The organism is Sphingopyxis sp. H053, assembly GCF_001468225.1.
Taxonomy (GTDB): domain Bacteria; phylum Pseudomonadota; class Alphaproteobacteria; order Sphingomonadales; family Sphingomonadaceae; genus Sphingopyxis.
Map to the genome: position 1 here is coordinate 76896 of NZ_LNRU01000012.1, position 21477 is coordinate 98372.

Sequence of the window (21477 nt, forward strand, 5' to 3'; positions counted from 1 at the left end):
TCGGCATGGTGAATGAGCGCGATGCTGCGGATCGCAATCTTCGTGACATTGCTGCTGGTGGCTCTCGTCTACGCCCTCCGGAAAGGGGGCGGCCCGGAGAAGGCAGTAGCAGCCATTCTCCTGTTCATGCTGATTTCCGACCAAGCTCTACACCTGATATTCGCGGTGAATTTCCTCTCGGTCGATGCGGGTCACCTCCTGATCGATCTGATAGCGGCGGCCGCGACGATGACCGTAGCGCTGACGGCCTATCGTTTCTGGCCCATGCTGGCGGCGGTCCTGCAATTCCTTCCGCTGCTGGCTCACACGACCCGCGCGATCGACATGGACCTTCATCCGATAGCTTATCTGACGATGCAGGTTGCTGCATCCTGGCTTCTTCCGCCGCTCCTCGTGGCCGCAACCTGGCAACACCAAAAGCGATTGGCTCAGGCCGGCAGCGATCGGTCCTGGTACATTTCATTGCGACCATCGAGCCGGAACGCTGCGAAGCACTAGCCGACCAGCTTCTTGCTGCGTTTCATTCGATCAGCCGCATTTGGGCGCAGTCGCCCGAAGCACTTGCTCGCGTAATTGGCGACGCGCCGCAGGTGGCAGAGGTCATTCTCGAGGCGCGCAAGCTCGCCGCCGAGAGCTTTTCAGGCGACCTTCGAGGTATCAGCATCGATCCTTTCGATCGGAGGCTGCGCTCCTATCTTATCATGTCGATGGGCTCGCTTTCCGACGAACGGCTCCGCATCCTTTTTCTCGACGGCGGGCGACATCTTCTTGCCGACGAAGTTTTGCAAAGCGGTACACTTGCCCAGCTTGCCATCTACCCCCGGACGATCTTCCGGCGTGCGCTCGAACTCAATGCCGCCGGGCTGATCCTCGTGCACAACCATCCGAGCGGCGACCATCGCCCCAGCGTCGAGGACATCGAGGCGACGCGGAAGCTCGAAATGATCGGACGGTCGCTCAACGTCGAGATCATCGACCACATCGTCGTGACATCAACCCACTGTCATCACGTCATCAGCAATGACACTCTTGCCGGGACGCCCATTCCGTCAGCCTCCTTCACATTGCGAAGTCCGGGAGGTCCCGCGCGCATCGACCACGGGGACATTGCGCTGGCCAATGCAAGGGCCGCAATGCGCAGGCGCCTCCTCCGCCAGCAGCTGATCGGGACACCCGAACTATTCGGCGATCCCGCTTGGGAGATGCTGATCGATCTCTTCGTTCACGAATGCGAACGCAAGCGTCTCTCCATCAGCGCGCTGTGCGTCACATCCTCGATCCCAATGAGCAGCGCGTTGAGGCTGGCACAGCGCCTCTGCGATGCCGGGATTACGCGCCGCGTGCCCGATCCGATCGACGGCCGCCGGACTTTCATCCGGCTCGACCCAGTCATTGCCCACCGGATGCGCGCCTATTTCGAAGCTGGCGCCGAATGAGGGTGGGTCAATGCTCGCGCGCGCCGCCAGCATGTTCGGCGGCAGCGCGCACCATCTGTGCCCAACTGCCGACATAGGCGGCACGGTTCCGGTACTGCTCACCGGACTCGGCGGTCATCAGGGCAACGCCGCCAAGAGTTTCGGCAAATTCGGTGGTGGTACAGACGCCCTTTCGTTCCAGCAGGCCGCCGATCGCCGCCAGGACTGTTCCAACCGCGAACAAAGCGTCTTCGTCCATTATTCTCTCCCAATGTGATGGAGCACCGGGGATGCCAGCATTCGCCCCCGGAGAAAAGCGAGCATGACCAGACAGATTGGTCCAGGATGGAATGCTGATTGCGACAGGTCTGGAGTTTGGGGGAGAGGCCCGTCACTATGCTGCCGAATGCCTGCACTAGCCGGGCAGCATCGGGAGATGGACATGAGCATATTCGACAGCTTCGCACGCCCGCCCTGCGCAGAAACACTTGGCTGGGAGCTTATCGAGGCCGAGGAAGCCACCGGCACCATACGGGTGAGAATGGAAGGGAAGCCCGCCTTCTGTAATCCCGGAGGCAATATCCAGGGCGGCTTCGTCGCTGCGATGCTCGACGATACGCTGGGACCGACGGTTCTCGTGAAATCGGGGGGCGCCTATTATTGCGCAACCATCTCGCTCAACATCAGCTATCTCGCTCCCGCGCGGCCGGGCAGCTTCACCGGTGTCGGCCGGATCGTCCAATTGGGGAAGACGGTCGCCTTTCTCGAGGGCGAGCTTTTCGACGCCGAGGGCCGATGCGTGGCGCGCGCGACGGCCTCGGCACGGGTGGTGTCCACGGGCGGCCTGGATCGCGGCTGATGCCCGAACGCCTTTTCGATGTCGCGCCCGATGGGCAGCTGTTCTTTGGCCCCGGCGTTTTGCGCCGTTCGCCGTTCGCGGCTGATGTAGCCTATATCATAGCGCTCTGGGCCCACATCGATGGCGATCTCGCGAGCATCCTCAGCCGCATGCTGAAAGCCGATATCGCGGTGGGCACGGCCATGTATCTTTCGCTCGTCAATTCGGGAGGCCAGAGGTCGGCGCTCAACGCCGCGGCCAAGGAAGCGCTTCCTGAATGGCAGCAATTGCTCCTGCAGACCATCGGGTCGGTGGCCGAGACCTCGCGAACCGAGCGTAACCAGTTTGCGCACCGCGTCTGGGGTCATAGCTCCGAACTGCCGGATGCAATCCTGCTCACCCATCCGAAGACGATCGTGAACCATAATGTCAGCCATCGACAAAGATCTGAGATATTGCCCGATGGACGCGGCGTGATCAGGCCCGAACCCATCGATGACAAGGACATACTGGTTTACCGGCAGGGCGACATCGACGCTGCCGTGGCCGGAGCCGAGCATGCACAGGAGCTATACCGGCTCTTCTATGCTGTCGTCTGCGGTTCCGGCGAAGGACCCAAGGCTCAGCTCCTCGCGGACCCCATAGTGAGAAAGCGCCTCGACGAGATCGGCAAGAATGCGAGCGAGGAAGCGAAAGCCATATTAGGGATCAAGGCCAAAGAGAAACTGAAGCACTGACCATGCGATACTGGAACACGGGGGACACGCCCACCAATTCGAACCTTGGCGCGCTCGAAAATCTGGCGCGGCCCTGGGCCGGGATCGACGCCGAGCGCCTTCTCGGCGTCATTCGCGGAGTGATCCGGATCGAGAAGATGCTGCCGAAGGCAGTGGGGGCGCATTTCAAGCTGCCGCATCTTTTCGTCGGCGCTGGCCCCTATGATTGGGACGCCGCGCTCCGGGATAAATATCATAGCGAACTGTGCGAGGCACTCAGTGCGGGCCTTGCCGGTGTACAGGCCGACCCGACCCTTGCGAAAGATGGTGGGGCTGATCTCAGCGATCGCCCTCCGACACGGGGTGAAGAGCTTGAGTTCGCCTGCAGGGCCTGGAGCCGCAATCGAACGAGCAGCAATCTCGACGATCTGCGCATCGCATGCAGCGTGCAGGGGATGCAGAGCCGCTTCGACAAGCTAGAGCGCTGGCTGGGCCGAAAGCGCCCGGGCTCGTCTCCCCATACGGTGGCCTATGAGGTCGAATGCGCGCTCGGCGACATCGATCGCTACGCCGATGACTATCACTCCGTCGAAGCGAGCTACCGCTATGCCGAGAGACTACGCGAGCGCGAGCAGCAGGGCGAAGAGGACTGAACGAACTCCGGCTTTCCCGGAAATGCGGCAAGATATCCCCAGACGCACCCCCGACTGTTGATAAAATTGCGATTCACCCTGTTGACAAGCGACTCGCCTGAGGGGCACTCCAGCCCGGAGGGCTTATCCCTCACGGTAACCCGCACGCGCATCTGTAACAGCGCGCCATTTTTGCGATGAATCCGTGAGGTTTGTGATGACCGACATGCCCCCTCTCCCGCCCGTAGGTGATCGTCCGATGACTGACCGTGAGGCCGAGCTCGCCCAGTTCATGGCGCTTGTGCAATTGGGCCGCCACAAATCGGCGGTGCTTCTCGAGCTGTGCCGAACTCCTCTGGCCAAATATCTGGCTCTCGCGATACTGCTGCTAGCGGCTGCCCTGTGCGGTGTCCCCGCCGAGGCCATCAGCTTTCTCTTAAAACTGCGGGCTGGATGAGCCGGTTAAAGGCTTCAATTGGAACCGCCGACATCACGCATCAGCTCCGCGGCGAGCTTTGGTCCAACTTCCATCCTACGTGAAAGGGCATCGACGAAAGCCTCCCACCGCCGCTTCCCGCTGGCCTGCGCGGCCGGCAATGCATCATCGGGCAAAGGCGCCGTGCTCGTGAGCCAGTGTCGAACGAACAGGGCCATCGCTTCTCCCGACATTTCGCCATGCCATTCGATGCGGTCGAGCTGGCGGCCGATGCGGTCGAGGCGCCGGGTCAACAGCGCCTCGATCCGCTCCTCCTGATCGGGCGAGAGAAAGGAGCGCAGTGCAGCCTCCAGCACTTCGGTCCGGGTGAGGCCGCGTCGGCGGGCAAGGTCTGTCAGGTCGCGCGACAGGCCGGTTTCGATCCGGAATGTCTGTTTGACATGCGATCGGATCACAGCTGGATCCCATCGTCGGGATCGAGCGCGGCAGCTTGAGCGCGCCGCGCCATCCGCCGATCCGCGGCGGCGCGAAGCCGCGCTGCATCGGCTTGTGCTCCGTCCTCGGTGAAATCAAACTCGCCATTGACGCTGCGCGGCGGCGGCGGCGCGATATCCTCATGGACGGGAAGTTCGGGTTCCTGCCGAATGCCGCCATTGGCCGCGTCATCGTCCTCCGCCGCCTTCGCTTTCGTCTCCATCGGCTGCTGTACCCGGTCGGCCATCCAATCGTGGCCGGCGGGAAGACCGCGACCGGGTGCGGGCGGCGGAATGACGCGGCCGGCCAGGCGCCGGTCGCCATAGTAGCGCGCCTTCTTGGCCCGGATCGGTGCGAGGCCGGCGGCCATCACGATCTCGTCGTCCGGGGGGAGCTGCATGACTTCGCCGGGGGTGAGCAGCGGCCGGGCGGTTTCGGTGCGCGACACCATCAAATGGCCGAGCCAGGGCGAGAGCCGATGGCCGGCATAATTCTTCATCGCGCGTTGCTCGGTCGCAGTGCCAAGCGCATCGGAAATCCGTTTGGCGGTGCGCTCATCGTTCGTCGCGAAACTGACCCGGACGTGGCAATTGTCGAGGATCGCATTGCTCTGGCCATAGGCCTTCTCGATCTGGTTGAGCGACTGGGCGATCAGAAAGGCCTTGATGCCATAGCCCGCCATGAAGGCGAGCGCGCTTTCGAAGAAATCGAGACGTCCGAGCGCGGGAAACTCGTCGAGCATGAACAGCAGCCGTTGCGACCGTGCCTTGGGATTCAGCTCCTCGGTCAGCCGCCGCCCGATCTGGTTGAGGATCAGGCGCATGAGCGGCTTGGTCCGGCTGATATCGCCGGGCGGCACCACGAGGTAGAGCGAGACCGGGCGCTCGCTTCCGATCAGGTCCGCGATGCGCCACTCGGAATGTCCCGTGACCTTGGCGATCACCGGATCGCGATAAAGACCGAGGAAGGACATGGCGGTCGACAGCACGCCGGACCGCTCATTCTCGCTCTTGTTGAGCAGCTCCTGCGCCGCCGCGGCGACGACCGGGTGGACGCGATCTCCCAAATGGCTGGTGGTCTTCATCCGGTGGAGCGTCGCCTCGATCTTGCGCTCGGGGTTCGACAGAAAGGCCGCGACACCGGCAAGGCTCTTTTCCTCCTCGGCGTAGAGAACATGGAGGATCGCGCCGACGAGCAGGGCGTGGCTTGTCTTCTCCCAGTGGTTTCGGCGCTCGAGGCTTCCTTCGGGATCGACCAGCACGTCGGCGACATTCTGCACATCGCGTACTTCCCACGCGCCGCGCCGGACTTCGAGGAGCGGATTATAGGCGGCCGATGCGGGGTTGGTCGGATCGAAGAGCAGCACCCGGCCATGCTTTGCGCGAAAGCCCGCAGTGAGCTGCCAGTTCTCGCCCTTGATGTCATGGACGATGCAGCTCCCCGGCCAAGTCAGCAGGGTCGGCACCACGAGGCCGACGCCCTTTCCGGATCGGGTCGGCGCGAAGCAGAGGACATGCTCGGCGCCATCGTGACGCAGGTATGTTCCGGCCATGCGCCCGAGAATGACGCCATCGGGGCCGAGCATGTTGGCAGCCCGTATCTCACGCTCCTGCGCCCAGCGTGCCGATCCGTAGGTCTCGGCCCGCCGGCGCTCGCGCGCACGCCACACCGACATGCTGATCGCGACGACAACCGACAGCAGCCCGCCCGACGCGGCGATCGCGGCACCGCGATAGAAGATCGGCGGCGCATAGGCGTCGAAGGCAAACCACCACCAGAAGAAGGCGGGCGGGGGATAGACGGGATAGTCGCCGATGCGGAACCAGGGGGCACCGAGCGCCGCCTGAAATCCGAGCGCTTCCGCCGTCGCTTGGGTCGCGGTCCAGACCGCCGCGAGGACGATCAGCAGCACCGCGAAGATCTGGCCCCATAATATCCTGTCGCTCATCGTTCATCCTTTCTCAGATTGCGATCCCGCGATCGCGGCCAAGGCTCCAGTCGATGCCGCCCGCGGTGGCGGTGCCGGTGACATGCTGCCCGAGGTGCCGGTCGAGCGCCGGGCGCCAGGGCACGAGTTGAAAGCCAAGGCCGTCGTCGATCATCGCGAAGCGCCCCGAGGCGAGCGACACGCGCTCGCGGTAGGTCCCGCTCACCGCGTCGCCGGTGGCCGGCGGGCGATGCGCGAGCCCGGTGCGCGCGGCGATGGTTTCGCAGGCCGCCTCGAGGTCGCGCCGCTTCAGCGTTTCGATGAGATCGGGCGCCAGTACGAGCTTGCCGTTCTGTCGGCTCGCGAGGCCTTCGCTCGCGAGAAACTCGGCGCGCGCTGCCATGGCGCGGCGAACATCGATGCCGAAGCCCGAGGTTCCTGCCGTGGGCTTCGCCGCGACCAGCTCGCGGTCGAGCCAGGTTGCGCCGCGCGCGGATGTCTGGTCGGCGACCGCAAGGTCCGATCGCAGGGCGAGCGAGAGATGCTCGCCGCCGTCGCGTCCTTCCCAGCGCCGCAGCTCGACGACCGCGCCCGGCTTCGCGTCCCCGGTCCATTGGAGATCGGAGAATTTGATGTGATGGGTCCGTCCATCGGTCCCGTCGACGATGGCGAAGGCGGAGCCGGCAAGCTCATCGTCGAGGCCGCGTGCGACCAGCCGCCCGACGAGGCCCGAACGCTCCGCCTCGCCGTGAAGGGCGAGCCTCGATGCGTCGAAGGAGAGCCCTTGCATGCGCATGGCGCGGTGGACGCCCTTGATGATGTCGCCTCGCTCGCCGAGGTCGCGCAATAGGGTTTCGGCGCGCGGATCGATCTCGAAAATGCCGGGTCCAAGGCGCGTCGCAAGCCCAAGCGCCTCGAGCTTCGCCGCACGTCCGATGAGATGCCGATCGCGGCCCGGCGGCGAGCTTGGGTCGGGACGAAGATCGACGATCCCCGTTTCGCCGCCGCGTTCGCGCAGGCGCGCATCGAGCCCGGTCCAACGCTCGGCGCCCGTCTCCCGCACGAGGCTCGCGTCGATCTCCTGTTCGTTTCGCGGGCCGAGTTCGAGGGTCGCGATCTCCGACGCCCGTCCGCGCACGCCTTCCGACATATAAGCGCGGTCGACGACCAGGTCGCTTCCGTCCTCGGCGACGCCGCGCAGGAGTATATGGATATGCGGATTGTCGGTGTTCCAGTGATCGACCGCCACCCAGTCGAGCCGGGTCTCGAGATCCTTCTCCATCCGGCCCATGAGATCGCGGGTGAAGGTCCGAAGGTCCTGCAATTGCTCCGCATCTTCAGGGCTGACGATGAAACGGAAATGATGGCGATCGTCGGCGCAGCGATCGGCAAAGGCCTCGCGGTCGGCGGTATCTCCAGACGCATCGAACATCATGGCATCGCGACCATCGCGGGTGACGCCGTCGCGTTCGAGATAAGCGATATGCCGTGCGAGAGGCGCGGAGCGAAACTGCGCGCCCTTATGCCGGACGATGCGCGCCATGACCGTCACGCGGCGCTGCGCGGGGCCGCGCCGGATCGTCGCAAGCGCGGCGCGGCCGCGGCCATGCCGACCGGTTCCGCTGCGACCGCCGCCGCCCCGACGGGAGCGGGTGTAACCCGAGCGGGCGGCTGCCTTGCGCACCTGCGCCGCGAGCCTCTTCCCGCGCCGCGCCGATCCCGAACCCGCATCGCGACCCCTTCCCGGTCGCACCCGAAAATCATGCTCGTCGCCGCTCACAACGCCGGTGCCATATCGTAAGCGCTTGTTCTGCCTCGGAAATCCAGAGGTCGATATGGCAGCCGGAGGGGGGTGCCATACGCATAAAGCGCTGTAATCCAACCACAATCTGCCGGCGAGCTGGCAGGTCTTTTATCTTGCCATCCCCCCGAACCCCTTCTGAACGCCAAGCAGTGCCTATCCATGGACCGGCGCACTCCAGCAAATATCGCCAGGACGACCATCACCGATTGTCCCCGGAAAGCGGGACGAAGAGGGGCGAGGGAGCAGGCGCGGAATTCGACGGCCCAGCAGGCGCGGCGTCGCCGCGCTGCACCGAAGTTGCAGCCGGCGTGTCCGATCGCTGCTCGGCGAAGAGCGAGGCGCTGCGCCAGCTCGGCGGTTCGGCAGTCCGCGCCATCGCAGATGACGGAGCAGCCGGCGCACCGAGCGCGGGCGCGATGGCTGCGACATAAGCCACCGTCTCGGCGGGCAAGCCGCGCCGCCCCGCTGCATAGGCGTCGGCGCGGCCGGGGCCTGCATTATAGGCAGCGAGCATGAGGCGAACGTCGCGATATCGGTCCCACATCGCGCGCAGATAGGCCGCGCCCGCGAGGATGTTGGCACGCACGTCGAAGGGGTCGGACCCGAGACGATGCTGCGCCGTCAGCATCGCCCAGGTTGCGGGCATGATCTGCATCAGCCCCATTGCACCGGCATGCGAGAGCGCCCGCGGCTTTCCGCGGCTCTCGACATGCATCACGCGCCATATCCAGACCTCCGGAACGCCGAAGCGATGCGATGCCTCCGCCACATGAGCGGCATAGGGGTGGGCCGCGGCCGTCGGCTCTTCCGCCGGTGCCGCGCCCCATGCCCGGTCCGGGGCGGCGCTCGCCGAGCAGAGCAGCAGCAAGGCGAGGCGCACGGCGCGGACGCGCGCCGAGCGAGCCGGATGCATGATGCTCACGCTTGTTCGCGTGGAACGGGACGCGTCCAGAGGAGATGATATTCATCCTCGTTCTGCGTCGAACGGAGCAGATTGGCGCGCAGCGGAACCGCGAGCGCCGGATCGTCGATCTGCAGGGCGATATAGGAGCCGGCGCGTTCGCTGCGGCGTTCCCAGCCTGCCCCGATCTCCACGCCGGTATCGGCTTCGACGAGCAGGACGCGCCAGGCCGGCGCATTTTCCGCGTCGTTCGGCTTCGCCGGAACGATCGCGATCATCGCATCGAGCAGCAGCGTCCGGATCTGTCCGGCATAGCCGTCGCCAGCAGTTTGAAAGCTTCCGATAATCATGAGGACATATCCTTTCCTTCGAGGGTGAATGCGGAGCGATCGGCGTCACGGCGCCAGCGCAGCGGCGCGCCGGGCGCATCGCGCACGAGAAGCGGGTGCGCGACGCCGACGACGCCGGTGTCGGGGAGCGGTCCGAAATATCGGCCGTCGAGACTGTCGGGCGCGGGGTTTAGGAGGAACAGTTCGCCGGGGCGCAGGAGATGGCAGCCGAGCCAGCGCGGCAGCGACCGCCCGAGGCGGTCCGCGTCCCGCGCGCGCGCTGCCGGCGCGCCGTCGATCGTCACGAAGGTGCCGCTGCGGCAGACGAGCGCGCCTTCACCGGCGGCGACATGCTTCAGGAGCGGCACGCCGCGCGGCACATAGCCGCGCACCGCGAGGCGCGTCGCGACCGCCTCGGGCGGGTGGAAGAGGATGAGGTCGCCGACCTCGGGATCGGCGCCGACATCGACGCGGTAGAAGCCGATCGGAACGCTCGGGCTCGCGTTCCAGATGAGGCGCGGTTTCGGCGCGAGCGCTGCCGCCGCGACGAACAGCCCCGCGAAGAGCGTAGCGCTCGCCGCGGTTGCGCGGAACCAGCGGCGGTTCATGGCGCGATCGCCTTGCGCTGGAGCCATGCCCGGTGCCGCTCCGGACCATAGGGCCGGAACGGCAGTCCGGCGGCGATATGGCTGCCGATGTGGCGCCAATGATCGGGCGCCGTCTCGCACGGGTCGAGCCCGTCGGCCTCGATCGCATCGATCGCCGAGAGCACCTGCTGGACCTTCGGCCAACCGTCGACGCGGAGCAGGATGTCGCCTCCGGGACGCACGTAGGGATGCGTCGCGAAGGGGGCGCGGGGCGCGGGCGCCGCGATGACCGAGATGCTCGAGAAGATCGTGCCGAAATCGTTCGCGCCCCAACGGACGAAGCCGAAGACGGCCTCGGGCCGGAAGGAGACGATGCGCGTCCGGCGGCTGACGATGCGCTCGGCGGCGACGCGGCCGAAGCGCAGCCAATTCTCGAGCCGCTGCTCGATCCAGGTCAGCTCAAGGTCGGTGAGACCGCTCGCGGTCGCCGCGACCGGCTGCACGCCGGGAGCGGGCGGGATGTTCTGGGCGGAGCGCATCAGCGGCGGACCGGGCGCGCGGGATGGACGACGCCCTTGCCGGGATCGGATGTCGACTTCTTGCGGCCGATCTCGGCCCAGGCGTCGAGATCAGCGATCGCGTAGACGATCCGCCCGCCGAGTTTGCGGTATTCGGGACCCGTTCCGAAGCAGCGATGTTTTTCGAGCGTCCGGCTCGACAGGCCGAGGTGCAGCGCAGCGTCGGGCGTCTTGAGGTAGCGCGGCGAAATGGGGGTATGCATGTCGCTCAAAAGGGGCCTCCGTTCGCAGCGCCGGGTCCCGTGGGGGGCTCCGGCGGAGAGGCGGCGACATTCGGAAATCGGGATGCGGTTTAGGAACGGACAAAGTGACGACGCGCGGAATGTCCCGATCAGGCGGCGCCGAGCAGCTCCTGATAGCCGCCGTCGCGCATCGCGACCGCGGCGCGGTGCCAGCGCGCGATGCGACGGCGCTCGCTCGATCCGTCCCAGTCGGCGGCCGAGAAATCCTGGGCATCGTCGAGGATGAGGGCGGCGGCGATGTCGCGCGCCGAACGCCCTTCGGCGGAGGCGTCGAGGAGCCGCAGCCACTGGATGAGACGCCAGCGCTCGGATGGTCCGGGGGCGCCTCCCCGCAGGAAGCGATGCGTCGTGACGCCCGCCGAGAAGCGGCGCTGTACGGCGAGGCTCACGGCCATCCGCAGCTCGCTGTGCGGATCGGCCGGATTTACATAGGCGAGCCGTTCATCGGCGAGGAAGCGGCGAAGCCAGAGGCGGAAGCGCCGTCCGTCGGCCACGAACACGAGATGCCACTCGCCCGGCAGGATGATCTCGGAGGCGATATCCGCGGAGGCGATGAGCTCGGCGAGCCGCGGCGCGGCAAAGCCGTCGGGCGCCGGTTCGGCGATGGCGACATGCGCGCAGGCCTCGGGCTGCCAGAGCGCGGGGGATTCGGTGACGGATCGGTCAGGGTCTAGGGCGAAAGACCAACCCCCATCGTCGCGCCAGCCCAGCGAGGCGCGCGGTGCGCCGCCGCGTCGGCGCCAACGCGGCCGAACGATAGGCGCGGCGATAGGCCGGGCTTCGGCGCAGGAACTCCTGCGCGAAATCGGCGCGATCATATGTTTCGAATATTCTCGGAAAATATGGCGATTGCCAATCGACGACCTGATCCATTCGCACCTCCGGCTGATCTTCAGGAATGAAAGCAAAGCCTATCAGCAGCTTGCCCGCATCGGCTGGAACATGGTTAGCGGCATGCAAAGGATCATCGTAACGCATTGCGGCGGAGAATCCCCGCGCGAAAAGCCTCAAAATGAGAGTATCGCCGCCCGGCTTGCGGCCGGGCGGCGTGCTCGATCAGTCCCGCCGCTGGGGACGGGTCCAGACGAGGTCATAGTCGCCGTCGCTTCCTTCGAAGAGCTGCGCGAAGATGGGCGCGGTGAAGCTCGGGTCGTCGAACTTGGTCGAGAGATAGGTGCGGTCGTCCTGGCTGGTCTTCTCCCAGGCCGCACCCACCTCGACGTCGCCGACATAGATGCGGTGGGTCGGAGCGCTGGGTTTGGGATTGTCCTCGGGGACGATGCGAACCGCGTCGACCGAGAGGGCGAGGCTCGCGATTGCGCCCCGATATTCGCCCTTCGCTTTCTTGAAGGTTCCGATCTTGGCCATCTTGAAGTCCTTTCCTTGCTTTCGAGCCGCAGGATCGCGGTCTCGATGCGCATCGGTGGCCGGAAAGGAGACCGCGCCGCAGCCGCAGGCCCGGAGCGAAGCAAAGGACGGCAGCGCAGCGATTTTCTTGGTCCGCGAGGAACGGCGGCACGCCGGGGGAAGAAAATCGGGGAGCGCCGTTGCGGCCAGCGGGCTCAGCGCAGCGGCTTGCCGGCAGATCGCGCAGGGAAGAGACCGTGTTCCTGCGGCGGGAGCGAAGGACTCAGAGGCGGTCGGAAGCGGGCGAAGCGGAGGCCGGGATCGCGGGTGCGCGATCGTCACGTTCCCGGTCGCCGACACCAATTGCATCCACCGAAGACCCGTTAAGTCCCCGGACCGCCGCCACGGCGGCGACGACGGCAGCGAGCATAGGCAGGATCGCCACCAGCATGCCCTCCGTAGCGAAGAGCCGCACGATCCCCGTCATGCCATAATAGCCTGCGACCCCCGCCGGGAGGAGGAAGAGCATTGCGACACAGGCTCGCAGCAATGTCGATCCGCCGTGCGCGTAGAGGTGCCGTCCAGCAAGATGGAGCAGGATCCCCGCCAGGAATGCCATCGCAAGGGCAGCGCCAATGCCATAGCCCCGGTCCAGAAGTTCGAAGGCGAGAGCAATGCCGGTGCCAAGCGGCAGCGCGAGTGCCGCCAGCCGGAACAGAAGCCAGATGAGATAGAGGCCTGCGGCAGCGCCGAGGATAAGCATGAAAGTCACGAGCGTCCTCCCTGGGGACGCGCTCTCCACCACCACCACAGCGCGGTCTGCACCGTCAATCTAGCAGACAGCCGCCCGCGACGGAACCGGAACTGGAACCATCGCGGGGCAAATTTTGCGGGCTCAGCGGTTGAACGGGTCATATTCGCACACGATGTGTTCGGGGTCGCCGTCGAACTCTTCGATGGGCATCACCGCATAGCCTTTTGTCGTTTCGATAAGGACGATGATCGTCATCATCGTGCGGGCGAGGCTCCAGCCGAGCGATTGAGCGGTGGAAAGCGGCATGGGTTTGGCTCCTGTCCTTTCGGAGCGGGACCGTTCCCGCTCGACAGTCGCCCCGCCGGCCGGGGGCGGGCCGCAATCACCGCAGCAAGGCTGCGGCCGCACGCGAAGCGTAGCGGACCCTTCACGGGTTGATTGAAGGAGGCCCGGCTTCGAGCCCAGGGATCAGCGGCTATCGAGAGCGGGTATGGTTTCGCGGGGACTGGAGGCCCTTGCGCCTTCCTCCCGGACCACAATCTGCGTGCGCCGTGGCCCCTGTAGTGGGACTTGGCGATCGTGCCTCTCCACACGAGGTTGCTTGCCTTCTGCCTTGGGTAGGGGTAGGGGGTATCCCTATGGCACATCTTTCAGGCGATAATTCCGAACTCATTGCGCGCGTCCGCCGCATCAGCGGACAGGTTGGCGCGATCGAGCGAGCGCTCCAGTCGCAAGCGCCGTGCGCCGAAGTCCTGCATCTTGTTGCGGCAGTCCGCGGCGCGGTCGCCGGGCTCATCGAGGAAGTGATCTCCGATCATCTCGAGGAGCATGTCTCGCGCCCGGGGCTGACCGACGCCGAGCGCGCGGCCGGTGCCGAGGAGTTGCTCACCGTTATCCGCCGCTACAGCAAATAGGATCGCATAATGGCCACTACCCCCATCGCGGACGCGCGTGTCCACGATCATATGTTCCTGGGCGCGTCACATGACGAGAATGCCCGGCGCACGCTGCTCGTCGTCGTTTTGACCGCGCTGATGATGGTCGGCGAGATCATCGCCGGCTACATCACGGGATCGATGGCGCTGCTCGCCGATGGTTTCCACATGGCGACGCATGCCGGTGCCCTCGGCGTGGCGGCGATCGCTTATGGTTATGCGAAGCGCAATGCGCACAACGCGGCCTATAGCTTCGGAACCGGCAAGGTCGGCGATCTCGGAGGATTTGCCTCGGCGATGGCGCTCGGGCTTGTTTCGCTCGGCATCGGCGTCGAAGCGGTGTCGCGACTGTTCAATCCGACCAACGTCGCTTTTCTCGAGGCGACTGTCGTCGCGGCGGTTGGCCTTGGCGTAAACATTGCGAGCGCCTTCCTGCTGTCGGGCGGGCATCACCATGGTCATGGGCACGGACATCACCATGGTCATGGCCATGGCCATGGCGACGATCATCATCACAACCATGGGCCAATGGCGCAGAGCGGCGACAATAATCTGCGCTCGGCCTATGTGCATGTGCTTGCCGATGCGTTGACGTCGGTGCTCGCCATCGCAGCCCTGCTTGCGGGACGCTATCTCGGATGGGTGTGGATGGACCCCGTAATGGGGATCGTCGGCGCGATCGTGATCGCGCGCTGGTCGTGGAGCCTGATGCGCGACACGGCCGCGGTCCTGCTCGACCGGAGCGACGATCATGTGGCGGAGGAAGTCCGCGAGCTGGTCGAGGCGCCCGGCGATGCCCGGATCGTCGATCTTCACGTATGGCGCCTCGGACCCGACGCGCATGCCGCGATCGTCAGCGTCGCCGGGCCTGCCGGTCTCACCGGCGCGGCGATCCGCGAGCGCCTCGCGCCGGTCCACGAGCTGCGTCACGTCACGATCGAGTGCAACTGAGCGATGCGTTCGCCCTGCATCGAATTATGTGCGTTCGACGGTCGGACGGGCTGGTGCCCCGGCTGCGGCCGCACCCAGTCCGAATGCCGGAGCTGGAAGAAGGCCTCGCCATTCCAGCAGCGCAAGCTGGCCTCGGAGCTTCCGCGCCGATTGGCGAAACTCACGCAGGAAAAATGACGGCCCCGCCCGAAGGCGGGGCCGCTGGGGTCAGCTCGGCGGGTTCCAGATAAGCACCTTCTTCATCGGATCGTCGCCGGGCGCGTTCGCGATATTCGCGTAGATCGTGCCGAATTCGGGGGCCGAAAGGGTGACCGAGACATATTCGGTGCCGTTCGACTGCGACGTGCGGGTCCAGCCGGCGCCGACCTCGTAGCCGTTCTTGCGCGCGATCACGCGGAAGTCGGGCTCATTGTCCTTCACCTTGCGGCCGTTCGGGACGATCGCGATCGGCGCGGTGACCAGAAGGGTCGTCAGCGTGCCTTCGAAGCTGCCGTCGGCCTTGACGGTGAGATTTGCGATGGTGGCCATGTCGTGTCTCCTTGGGTTGCTCGGGACCATCCCCGATGGCGCCGACCGAAGGGCCCGCGAGCCGCCGTCACCGAGCGGTACGCGAGGGCGAACCCCCGCAGGGGGTTGACGGCATGAGGCGAGCCGAGGCCCGCAGTCAGGCAGCCAAGGAGGGAGTGGTCCTGCAACCGGAGCATTTGGCCACCATCAGTGAAAGTCATGGCTCCGGACGCGCAACGCAGGCTCGCGGCTGTCGGGCCCGCCCCCGTTCCGCGCCCCGTCCCCGCGTCCCGGCGCAATGGAAAGCGCGCTGCGCCCGACCTGCCGCAGCATCGCGTCATGGTCGGTTATCCGGTCACAGATGACATGAATGATCTCGCCTTCCTTCTGGACGCGGCCGCGCATCGCGATCATCGACGCCGCCATGACCTGGCGCCGATAGATGTCGAAGCGATCGGGCCAGAGGATGCCGTTGGCGATACCGGTCTCATCCTCGATCGTGACGAACAGCACGCCCTTTGCCGAGCCGGGGCGTTGCCGGACGAGGATCACCCCGGCGACCTCGATATTCCGGCCATCGCGGATCGAGCCGAGATCCGCGCAGCGGACGATCCCCATCCGGTCCAGCTCCTCGCGCAGGAAACTTAAGGGATGCGCGCGCAAACTCAGTTGAAGCGTGCGATAATCCTCCACCACCTCGCGTCCTTCGGTCATCGGCCGAAGCGCGGTCGGCGGTTCGAGCCCTTCGGGCGAGAAGTTCGCCTCGCGCGCGTCGGCGGCCGCGAAGAGCGGCAGCGGCGCCTCGCCGAGGCCGCGGACCTTCCACAGCCCCTGCCGCCGGTCCTCGGACAGAGAGGCAAATCCATCCGCTTCGGCGATCCGCTCGATCGCGGCGCGCGGCACGCCGGCGCGCCGCCATACATCCTCGACGCAGTCGTAGGGCACATCGCCGCGCGCCCCGACGATCGCGGCACCATGTATGTTCGCGAGCGATCGAACCTGGCGGAAGCCGAGGCGAACCGCGAGATAGCGCCCGTCGCTCCTTTCCAGCGTGCAGTCCCAATGGCTGTCGTTGATCGAGACCGGGCGCACCTCGACGCCGTGATTCCGGGCATCGCGCACGATCTGCGCGGGCGCGTAGAAGCCCATCGGCTGCGCGTTGAGCAAGGCCGCGCAAAAGACGTCCGGATGATGATGCTTCATCCAACATGAGGCATAGGCGATTTTCGCGAAGCTCGCGGCGTGGCTCTCGGGAAAGCCATAGCTCCCGAAACCCTCGATCTGCTTGAAGGTACGCTCGGCGAAATCCTTGGGATAGCCGCGCTCGACCATGCCGCCGACGAGCTTGTCGTAGAAATGTGATACGCCGCCGGTGAGCTTGAAGGTCGCCATCGCGCGGCGAAGCTGGTCGGCCTCGACCGGCGTGAAGCCGGCACCGACGATCGCGACCTTCATCGCCTGCTCCTGAAAGAGTGGCACCCCCAAGGTCTTCTCGAGCACGGCGCGAAGCTCGGGCTTTGGATATTCGGGCTTCTCCTTGCCTTCACGCCGCCGAAGATAGGGGTGCACCATGTCGCCCTGGATCGGGCCGGGGCGGACGATCGCGACCTCGATCACGAGGTCGTAGAAGCATTTGGGCTTGATCCGCGGCAGCATCGACATCTGCGCGCGGCTCTCGATCTGGAAGACGCCGAGCGTGTCGGCCTTCTGGATCATCCCATAGACCGCCGGGTCGTCGTCCTGCAGGTCGGCCATGCCGACATCGATGCTCTTGTGTTCGCGGAGCAGGTTGAACGCCCGGTTCATGCAGCCGAGCATCCCGAGACCCAGCACGTCGACCTTCATGAATTTGAGGACGTCGATATCGTCCTTGTCCCATTCGATGATCTGGCGGTCCTCCATCCGCGCCGGCTCGATCGGCACAAGATCGTCGAGCCGCTCCTCGGTCAGCACGAAGCCGCCCGGGTGCTGGGAGAGATGCCGCGGCGTCCCGATCAGCTGCCGCGCTAGATCGAGCGTCAGCCGAAGTCGATAGTCATTGGCGTTGAGGTTAAGCTCAGCGATGCGCTCCTCGGGGATGCCGTCGACCGACCAGCCCCAGACGAGGCCGGTCAGCATCTTGGTGAGATCCCGCGGTAGCCCGAGCGCCTTCCCCACCTCGGCGACCGCCCCGCGGGTTCGGTATCGCGTGACCACGGCGGTCAGCGCGGAGCGATGACGGCCGTAGGTCTCGTAGATCCACTGGATGATTTCTTCGCGCCGCTCATGTTCGAAGTCGACGTCGATATCGGGCGGCTCCTTGCGTTCACCCGACACGAAGCGCTCGAAGAGCAGCTCGTGCTTGATCGGGTCGATCGAAGTCACGCCGAGCAGGAAGCAGACGCAGCTGTTCGCGGCTGACCCGCGCCCTTGGCACAATATGCCGCGCCGCCGGCTCTCGGCGACGATCGAATTGACGGTCAGGAAATAGGGCGCGTAGCCGAGCTCGCCGATCAGGCGCAGCTCGTGATCGATCTGTTTCCGAAAGGCAGGCGGCACGCCGCCCGGAAACATCCGGTTCGCACCTTCCTCGGTCAACGCCGCCAACGCTTCCTGCGCGGTGCGGCCCTCCATCACCTGCTCATAGGGATATTGGTAGCGGATCTCGGCAAGGTCGAAGCGACAGGCTGCCGCGATGTCGGCGGTCGCCGCGATCGCGTCGGGGAACAGCGCGAAGCGCCTTTCCATCTCGGCCGGGCTCTTCAAGGCCCGGTCCATGAAGCGTTCGCGCTTGAACCCGAGCGCATCGACCGTCGTCTTCTCGCGGATCGCGGTCAGCACGTCCTGCAGCGGGCGCCGTTCGGGCGCATGGTAGAGGATGTCGCCGAGCGCGACGCTCCGCACCGCCACTTCCTGCGCCAGCGCATCGAGCGCGCGAAGCCGCGCGAAATCGCCGGGCCGGCGGCGCAGCGCGAGCGCGAGAAAGGCGCGCGGGCCGAAGGCGCCGCTGAGCTCGGCGAGATCGAGCCGCGCCCGTTCGTCGGCTTCACCGGGCAGGAGGATCGCGACGAGGCCCTCGGCCGAGGCCGCGACGTCGGGCCAGTCGAGCCAGCAATTGCCCTTGCCGCCGCGCCCCTTGCCCAAGGAGAGCAGCCGGGTCAGCCGCGACCAGGCCGCGCGGTCCGTCGGATAGAGGAGGATCGAGCGACCGTCGCGAAGGTCGACGCGCGTCCCCGCGATCAGCCGGACGCCGGTTGCTTCCTGTCCCGACAGACCGCGCACCATGCCGGCGACGCTGCCCCGGTCGCAAAGCCCGAGGGCCGAATGGCCGAGGGCAGCGGCGGCCGCGAACAATTCCTCGGGCGAAGAGGCCCCCCGCAGAAAGGAAAAATGGCTCGTGGCGTAGAGTTCGACATAGGTCGTAACGGGGTCCGTCATCCGAACACGCCGTGCATGTACCAGCTGAGGTCACCCGTCTTGTCGGTGATCGCGTCGCCGCGGCGGAAGAGCCAGAAGCGCTCGCCGCTTGTCGCCTCGACCCGGAAATAGTCGCGAACCGCCCACATCTCGCCCGGGCGGCGCCACCATTCGCCATGGATGCGCTCGGGGCCATCGCCTGCGACCACCGCATAGCTCCGCCCGCGCCACGCGAAGCGGCGCGGCGGATGGTCGGGAAGCAAGGCGACGACGCCCGACAGCGCCTCGGGCCGCGCGAGCATCCGGATCGGCCGCGGCCAGACGGGCCAGCCGGCAGGCTGGGCCAAAGGCCCGGCGCGCACGATCGCGCGCTCGGGGACATCGCTTTCGATCGCGGACAGGCGGAACAGCGCGGCATCGCCGGCGCGGCCGGCCAGCGCATCGACGAGCGGAGCGAGGTCGGGCGCCTGGCGTGCCGTGTTGAGCACGGCGGCGATCGCCTCGGGCGCCAGCGCTTCGACCTGCGGCGCCGCGAGAACCATCGTCTCGATCCCGAGCCCCGGCTCGATCCGGTCGATCCGGAGCCTGAACAGGCGCAGCAGATGTTTCGCATCGCGCGTCGCGCGCGCCGTGCCGACGGTGACGAACTGCGCGCCCATGTCGAGCCGGTCGCAGCGCAAGACGAGGCTCCGCACGCCAAGACTGCGCTCGCGCAGCGCGAGCACGAGATCGCCGAGCAGGTCGGCGATGACCTGCTCGATCGCCTCGGCGGTCCCGATCGGCTCGAGCAAGGAACGGCGCGCCTCGGGCATGTCGAACGGGACGACGGGCACGATCGGCTCGGGTACGAACCCTCGCGCCTGGTCGAGCCGCTCGACCGCGCCGCGCCCGAGCCGCCGGGCCAATGGCCCGCGCGGCATCGGATAAAGATCGGCGATCCGCTCGATCCCGAAGCGCGCCGCCGCGGCGAGCGCCTCCGGCGCCAGCCGGAGCGCCGCCAGCGGCAAAGGCGCCAGCGCCTCGCTCTCGCCTCCTTCCGGCAAGATCCGCACGCCCGCGCCGCCATCGCGTGCGAGCGCGTGAGCGGCGCCGGGCGTGCCGGCGATCGCGACACGCGCGGTGAAGCCGAGGCGCCGTAGAAAACCGAGCAGACGCGCCGCGAAACGCTCTTCGCCGCCGAAGAGATGCGTCGTGCCCGACAGGTCGAGCCACAGCCCGTCGATGCCCGACACTGCCGCCGTCGGCGTCCAGCAGCGGGCGGCGTGGAGCGCAAGGCGATCGAGCCACGCGCGATCGGCGTCGGGTGCGGCATCGAGTATGTCGAGATCGGAGACCAGCGCGCGGGCATGGGCGGCCGCCATGCCGGGCACGAGGCCGAGATCGAGCGCCGCCGGACAGGCGGCGGTCACGACGTCGCGCTGGCCGGTTCGCGCGACGACGATCGTCGGACGGAGGCCCCAGAGCGGCGGCAGCGGCGCAGCGATCCCGCCCGACGTCCCGTCGTCCGAGCGCAACGCCCGGAACACCGGTGCGGCAGCTTCGCTCCGCCGTCCGAGCTCGCGCATCGTCGGTCGCTGGTGCGCCGGGAGGGCGTCGAGCGACGGCTCGCCGGAGTGCGTGCCTTGCGCCCAGCGCGCGCCCGGACGCCAGCCGCCGCCGCGCGGCACCGAACAGGTGCCGGGATTGTCGTCGACAGGCTCGGGGAAGCGCGGACCCGCCCGCGCCCGATCAGGCGGCGTGCCCGAATGCGACGGTGTCCGTTCTGCCCGGCGCAACCGCTCGATCGGCAGTTGCGGCAGGAAGAGCGAGGCGACCCTGGTCATCGCACGCCTCCAGTTCGAGGGAAAAAGGCGGCCCGCCGCGCTGCCGGACCAGCTCGACATTCCAGCGCCCGCGCCCGACGCCGGGCGAGGCGAGGCGGCCCGACGACAAGGTGCCGATGCGCCAGCGGGTCATTGCGAGCGACGGATCGGCGAGCGGGCATTGGCCATAACGCCGGTACCGGCGATAGAGGATCATCGGCGTGTTGCCCTCGGATGCTGCCAGTTGCAGCCGGCGCGTCGCGGTCTGATCGGCCGCTTTCACTTCGGCAACGACGCAGGCGAGCGAACCGTCGCGCAGCGCGTCCTCGCACAGCGCCAGCAGTTCCTTGTCGGTCCTGCCTTGAGCATAGAGCACGCGGTCCGGACCGAGCCCCGCCTGTTCGAGACCGGGGGCATAGAGATCGAACCGCGTCAGCGCCCAGAGCGCCGACACGTCGGGCGCCGCCGCGAAGCGCGACGCGATTCCAGCCGCGAAGAGCGTTGCCGCAGCGTCATCGCTCCAGCTTGCCGAGGCGCCCGTGACCTCGTGCAGGCCTGCGCCATCGAGCCCGCCGCCAGCGAGAAGATGATCGACCGGCCCGACGCCGAACGGCAAGACCGGCCCGCGCGAGGCGGCTACACGCGCCACCGCCGCGCGAAGCACGTCGATATCTCTGGCACTTGGCCGAGGTGCAGATTGGGGCGTCGTGCTCATGGGAAATATCGACTCAAATGTTCCCTTTATGTTCCACCGAGTCAAAGGGCGCGTCAAGCGGGCCGCGACGAACCGCCGGGAATCGGTGCGCGCCTTCCGCCCGGCCTCTGTAAAAGCGAAACAAATTGGGCTCATGATCGTGACGGCTGCGTCCTGCTGACGGAACGAGGATCGCCGCCAAAGCATTGGAA

Annotated in this window: 28 protein-coding genes; 10 read left to right on the top strand and 18 right to left on the bottom strand. The window is 66.6% G+C overall.

Going from position 1 to position 21477, the window contains the following annotated elements:
- Positions 1–12: 12 nt before the first annotated feature.
- A complete protein-coding gene (locus ATE70_RS25280) occupies positions 13–498 on the top strand; it encodes a hypothetical protein (protein ID WP_037553360.1) in 486 nt (161 codons plus the stop codon).
- Positions 499–590: 92 nt separating this feature from the next.
- Positions 591–1436, top strand: a complete 846-nt coding sequence (locus ATE70_RS25275) for a JAB domain-containing protein (RefSeq protein WP_160292463.1) — start codon at positions 591–593, stop codon at positions 1434–1436.
- Positions 1437–1443: 7 nt separating this feature from the next.
- Here the strand turns inward: ATE70_RS25275 and ATE70_RS20085 are convergent, their stop codons facing one another.
- Positions 1444–1674, bottom strand: a complete 231-nt coding sequence (locus ATE70_RS20085; protein WP_037553358.1) for a hypothetical protein — start codon at positions 1672–1674, stop codon at positions 1444–1446.
- 183 nt (positions 1675–1857) lie between these two features.
- Between ATE70_RS20085 and ATE70_RS20090 the strand changes: the two genes are divergently transcribed.
- From ATE70_RS20090 to ATE70_RS20105, 4 genes are all read left to right on the top strand, one after another.
- Positions 1858–2274: a PaaI family thioesterase gene (locus ATE70_RS20090; RefSeq protein WP_197411523.1), complete on the top strand. Its 417-nt coding sequence runs from the start codon at positions 1858–1860 to the stop codon at positions 2272–2274.
- On the top strand, positions 2274–2990 hold the full coding sequence (locus tag ATE70_RS20095; protein ID WP_037553355.1) for a hypothetical protein: 717 nt from the start codon (positions 2274–2276) through the stop codon (positions 2988–2990). The genes ATE70_RS20090 and ATE70_RS20095 overlap by 1 nt, the downstream gene beginning before the upstream one ends.
- A 2-nt stretch (positions 2991–2992) precedes the next feature.
- The gene (locus tag ATE70_RS20100; protein WP_037553353.1) at positions 2993–3622 is read left to right on the top strand and encodes a hypothetical protein; all 630 of its coding nucleotides are present in this window, start codon (positions 2993–2995) and stop codon (positions 3620–3622) included.
- Between the two features lie 238 nt (positions 3623–3860).
- A complete protein-coding gene (locus ATE70_RS20105) occupies positions 3861–4058 on the top strand; it encodes a hypothetical protein (RefSeq protein WP_037553351.1) in 198 nt (65 codons plus the stop codon).
- Positions 4059–4072: 14 nt separating this feature from the next.
- Here the strand turns inward: ATE70_RS20105 and ATE70_RS20110 are convergent, their stop codons facing one another.
- The 13 genes from ATE70_RS20110 to ATE70_RS25270 all read right to left on the bottom strand — a co-directional run bounded on the left by ATE70_RS20110 (position 4073) and on the right by ATE70_RS25270 (position 13286).
- Positions 4073–4492 carry a hypothetical protein gene (locus tag ATE70_RS20110; protein WP_037553350.1) on the bottom strand — a complete coding sequence of 140 codons (420 nt, stop codon included), beginning with the start codon at positions 4490–4492 and terminating at the stop codon, positions 4073–4075.
- Positions 4489–6459 carry a conjugal transfer protein TraG gene (locus tag ATE70_RS20115; RefSeq protein WP_037553349.1) on the bottom strand — a complete coding sequence of 657 codons (1971 nt, stop codon included), beginning with the start codon at positions 6457–6459 and terminating at the stop codon, positions 4489–4491. Before ATE70_RS20115 ends, ATE70_RS20110 begins: the two co-directional genes overlap by 4 nt.
- A 13-nt stretch (positions 6460–6472) precedes the next feature.
- Positions 6473–8218, bottom strand: coding sequence for a relaxase/mobilization nuclease domain-containing protein (locus ATE70_RS20120; protein WP_037553348.1), 1746 nt, complete (start codon positions 8216–8218; stop codon positions 6473–6475).
- Between the two features lie 223 nt (positions 8219–8441).
- Positions 8442–9155: a lytic transglycosylase domain-containing protein gene (locus ATE70_RS20125; protein WP_081932958.1), complete on the bottom strand. Its 714-nt coding sequence runs from the start codon at positions 9153–9155 to the stop codon at positions 8442–8444.
- A gap of 5 nt (positions 9156–9160) precedes the next feature.
- Positions 9161–9493, bottom strand: a complete 333-nt coding sequence (locus ATE70_RS20130) for a DUF736 domain-containing protein (RefSeq protein WP_039579016.1) — start codon at positions 9491–9493, stop codon at positions 9161–9163.
- Positions 9490–10080 carry a S26 family signal peptidase gene (locus tag ATE70_RS20135; protein WP_037553345.1) on the bottom strand — a complete coding sequence of 197 codons (591 nt, stop codon included), beginning with the start codon at positions 10078–10080 and terminating at the stop codon, positions 9490–9492. The genes ATE70_RS20130 and ATE70_RS20135 overlap by 4 nt, the downstream gene beginning before the upstream one ends.
- Entirely contained in the window at positions 10077–10598 is a 522-nt protein-coding gene (locus ATE70_RS20140; protein ID WP_052181966.1) for a DUF2840 domain-containing protein, read from the bottom strand. The genes ATE70_RS20135 and ATE70_RS20140 overlap by 4 nt, the downstream gene beginning before the upstream one ends.
- A complete protein-coding gene (locus ATE70_RS20145) occupies positions 10598–10840 on the bottom strand; it encodes a helix-turn-helix transcriptional regulator (protein ID WP_037553423.1) in 243 nt (80 codons plus the stop codon). Before ATE70_RS20145 ends, ATE70_RS20140 begins: the two co-directional genes overlap by 1 nt.
- Positions 10841–10968: 128 nt before the next feature.
- Positions 10969–11379: a DUF2285 domain-containing protein gene (locus ATE70_RS20150; protein WP_257720441.1), complete on the bottom strand. Its 411-nt coding sequence runs from the start codon at positions 11377–11379 to the stop codon at positions 10969–10971.
- A 163-nt stretch (positions 11380–11542) separates the two neighbouring features.
- Entirely contained in the window at positions 11543–11857 is a 315-nt protein-coding gene (locus ATE70_RS25540) for a transcriptional regulator domain-containing protein (RefSeq protein WP_331458727.1), read from the bottom strand.
- A 78-nt stretch (positions 11858–11935) separates the two neighbouring features.
- Entirely contained in the window at positions 11936–12247 is a 312-nt protein-coding gene (locus tag ATE70_RS20155; protein ID WP_037553344.1) for a DUF736 domain-containing protein, read from the bottom strand.
- Positions 12248–12509: 262 nt separating this feature from the next.
- Positions 12510–12998: a hypothetical protein gene (locus ATE70_RS20160; protein ID WP_058801025.1), complete on the bottom strand. Its 489-nt coding sequence runs from the start codon at positions 12996–12998 to the stop codon at positions 12510–12512.
- Between the two features lie 123 nt (positions 12999–13121).
- Positions 13122–13286, bottom strand: a complete 165-nt coding sequence (locus ATE70_RS25270) for a hypothetical protein (RefSeq protein WP_162928261.1) — start codon at positions 13284–13286, stop codon at positions 13122–13124.
- Positions 13287–13618: 332 nt separating this feature from the next.
- Between ATE70_RS25270 and ATE70_RS20165 the strand changes: the two genes are divergently transcribed.
- Genes ATE70_RS20165 through ATE70_RS24465 form a run of 3 tightly spaced genes read left to right on the top strand, consistent with a single transcriptional unit; the run spans position 13619 to position 15043 of the window.
- Positions 13619–13894 (top strand): metal/formaldehyde-sensitive transcriptional repressor, encoded by a 276-nt coding sequence (locus ATE70_RS20165; protein ID WP_037553343.1) that lies wholly within the window; start codon positions 13619–13621, stop codon positions 13892–13894.
- Positions 13895–13903: 9 nt separating this feature from the next.
- Entirely contained in the window at positions 13904–14866 is a 963-nt protein-coding gene (gene dmeF / locus ATE70_RS20170) for a CDF family Co(II)/Ni(II) efflux transporter DmeF (protein ID WP_037553341.1), read from the top strand.
- A 3-nt stretch (positions 14867–14869) separates the two neighbouring features.
- Entirely contained in the window at positions 14870–15043 is a 174-nt protein-coding gene (locus ATE70_RS24465; RefSeq protein WP_037553340.1) for a DUF1289 domain-containing protein, read from the top strand.
- A gap of 30 nt (positions 15044–15073) precedes the next feature.
- Here the strand turns inward: ATE70_RS24465 and ATE70_RS20175 are convergent, their stop codons facing one another.
- From ATE70_RS20175 to ATE70_RS20190, 4 genes are all read right to left on the bottom strand, one after another.
- A complete protein-coding gene (locus ATE70_RS20175) occupies positions 15074–15394 on the bottom strand; it encodes a DUF736 domain-containing protein (RefSeq protein WP_037553339.1) in 321 nt (106 codons plus the stop codon).
- 186 nt (positions 15395–15580) lie between these two features.
- The gene (locus tag ATE70_RS20180; protein WP_037553338.1) at positions 15581–18790 is read right to left on the bottom strand and encodes an error-prone DNA polymerase; all 3210 of its coding nucleotides are present in this window, start codon (positions 18788–18790) and stop codon (positions 15581–15583) included.
- Positions 18787–20592: a DUF6504 family protein gene (locus ATE70_RS20185; RefSeq protein ID WP_081932951.1), complete on the bottom strand. Its 1806-nt coding sequence runs from the start codon at positions 20590–20592 to the stop codon at positions 18787–18789. The genes ATE70_RS20180 and ATE70_RS20185 overlap by 4 nt, the downstream gene beginning before the upstream one ends.
- Positions 20498–21286: an ImuA family protein gene (locus tag ATE70_RS20190; RefSeq protein ID WP_228383753.1), complete on the bottom strand. Its 789-nt coding sequence runs from the start codon at positions 21284–21286 to the stop codon at positions 20498–20500. Before ATE70_RS20190 ends, ATE70_RS20185 begins: the two co-directional genes overlap by 95 nt.
- Here ATE70_RS20190 and ATE70_RS25265 point away from each other — a divergent pair.
- Complete coding sequence (locus ATE70_RS25265) at positions 21285–21446, top strand: hypothetical protein (protein ID WP_156420168.1); 162 nt, start codon at positions 21285–21287, stop codon at positions 21444–21446. The genes ATE70_RS20190 and ATE70_RS25265 overlap by 2 nt on opposite strands.
- Positions 21447–21477 lie beyond the last annotated feature (31 nt).

Coding starts and splice junctions, on each gene's coding strand:
- ATE70_RS25280 (WP_037553360.1), top strand. CDS start 13: ATGAGCGCGATGCTGCGGATCGCAATCTTCGTGACATTGCTGCTGGTG.
- ATE70_RS20085 (WP_037553358.1), bottom strand. CDS start 1,674: ATGGACGAAGACGCTTTGTTCGCGGTTGGAACAGTCCTGGCGGCGATC.
- ATE70_RS20090 (WP_197411523.1), top strand. CDS start 1,858: ATGAGCATATTCGACAGCTTCGCACGCCCGCCCTGCGCAGAAACACTT.
- ATE70_RS20095 (WP_037553355.1), top strand. CDS start 2,274: ATGCCCGAACGCCTTTTCGATGTCGCGCCCGATGGGCAGCTGTTCTTT.
- ATE70_RS20100 (WP_037553353.1), top strand. CDS start 2,993: ATGCGATACTGGAACACGGGGGACACGCCCACCAATTCGAACCTTGGC.
- ATE70_RS20105 (WP_037553351.1), top strand. CDS start 3,861: ATGACTGACCGTGAGGCCGAGCTCGCCCAGTTCATGGCGCTTGTGCAA.
- ATE70_RS20115 (WP_037553349.1), bottom strand. CDS start 6,459: ATGAGCGACAGGATATTATGGGGCCAGATCTTCGCGGTGCTGCTGATC.
- ATE70_RS20125 (WP_081932958.1), bottom strand. CDS start 9,155: ATGCATCCGGCTCGCTCGGCGCGCGTCCGCGCCGTGCGCCTCGCCTTG.
- ATE70_RS20130 (WP_039579016.1), bottom strand. CDS start 9,493: ATGATTATCGGAAGCTTTCAAACTGCTGGCGACGGCTATGCCGGACAG.
- ATE70_RS20135 (WP_037553345.1), bottom strand. CDS start 10,080: ATGAACCGCCGCTGGTTCCGCGCAACCGCGGCGAGCGCTACGCTCTTC.
- ATE70_RS20140 (WP_052181966.1), bottom strand. CDS start 10,598: ATGCGCTCCGCCCAGAACATCCCGCCCGCTCCCGGCGTGCAGCCGGTC.
- ATE70_RS20145 (WP_037553423.1), bottom strand. CDS start 10,840: ATGCATACCCCCATTTCGCCGCGCTACCTCAAGACGCCCGACGCTGCG.
- ATE70_RS25540 (WP_331458727.1), bottom strand. CDS start 11,857: ATGCGTTACGATGATCCTTTGCATGCCGCTAACCATGTTCCAGCCGAT.
- ATE70_RS20155 (WP_037553344.1), bottom strand. CDS start 12,247: ATGGCCAAGATCGGAACCTTCAAGAAAGCGAAGGGCGAATATCGGGGC.
- ATE70_RS25270 (WP_162928261.1), bottom strand. CDS start 13,286: ATGCCGCTTTCCACCGCTCAATCGCTCGGCTGGAGCCTCGCCCGCACG.
- ATE70_RS20165 (WP_037553343.1), top strand. CDS start 13,619: ATGGCACATCTTTCAGGCGATAATTCCGAACTCATTGCGCGCGTCCGC.
- dmeF (WP_037553341.1), top strand. CDS start 13,904: ATGGCCACTACCCCCATCGCGGACGCGCGTGTCCACGATCATATGTTC.
- ATE70_RS24465 (WP_037553340.1), top strand. CDS start 14,870: ATGCGTTCGCCCTGCATCGAATTATGTGCGTTCGACGGTCGGACGGGC.
- ATE70_RS20175 (WP_037553339.1), bottom strand. CDS start 15,394: ATGGCCACCATCGCAAATCTCACCGTCAAGGCCGACGGCAGCTTCGAA.
- ATE70_RS20180 (WP_037553338.1), bottom strand. CDS start 18,790: ATGACGGACCCCGTTACGACCTATGTCGAACTCTACGCCACGAGCCAT.
- ATE70_RS20185 (WP_081932951.1), bottom strand. CDS start 20,592: ATGACCAGGGTCGCCTCGCTCTTCCTGCCGCAACTGCCGATCGAGCGG.
- ATE70_RS25265 (WP_156420168.1), top strand. CDS start 21,285: ATGGGAAATATCGACTCAAATGTTCCCTTTATGTTCCACCGAGTCAAA.
- ATE70_RS20190 (WP_228383753.1), bottom strand. CDS start 21,286: ATGAGCACGACGCCCCAATCTGCACCTCGGCCAAGTGCCAGAGATATC.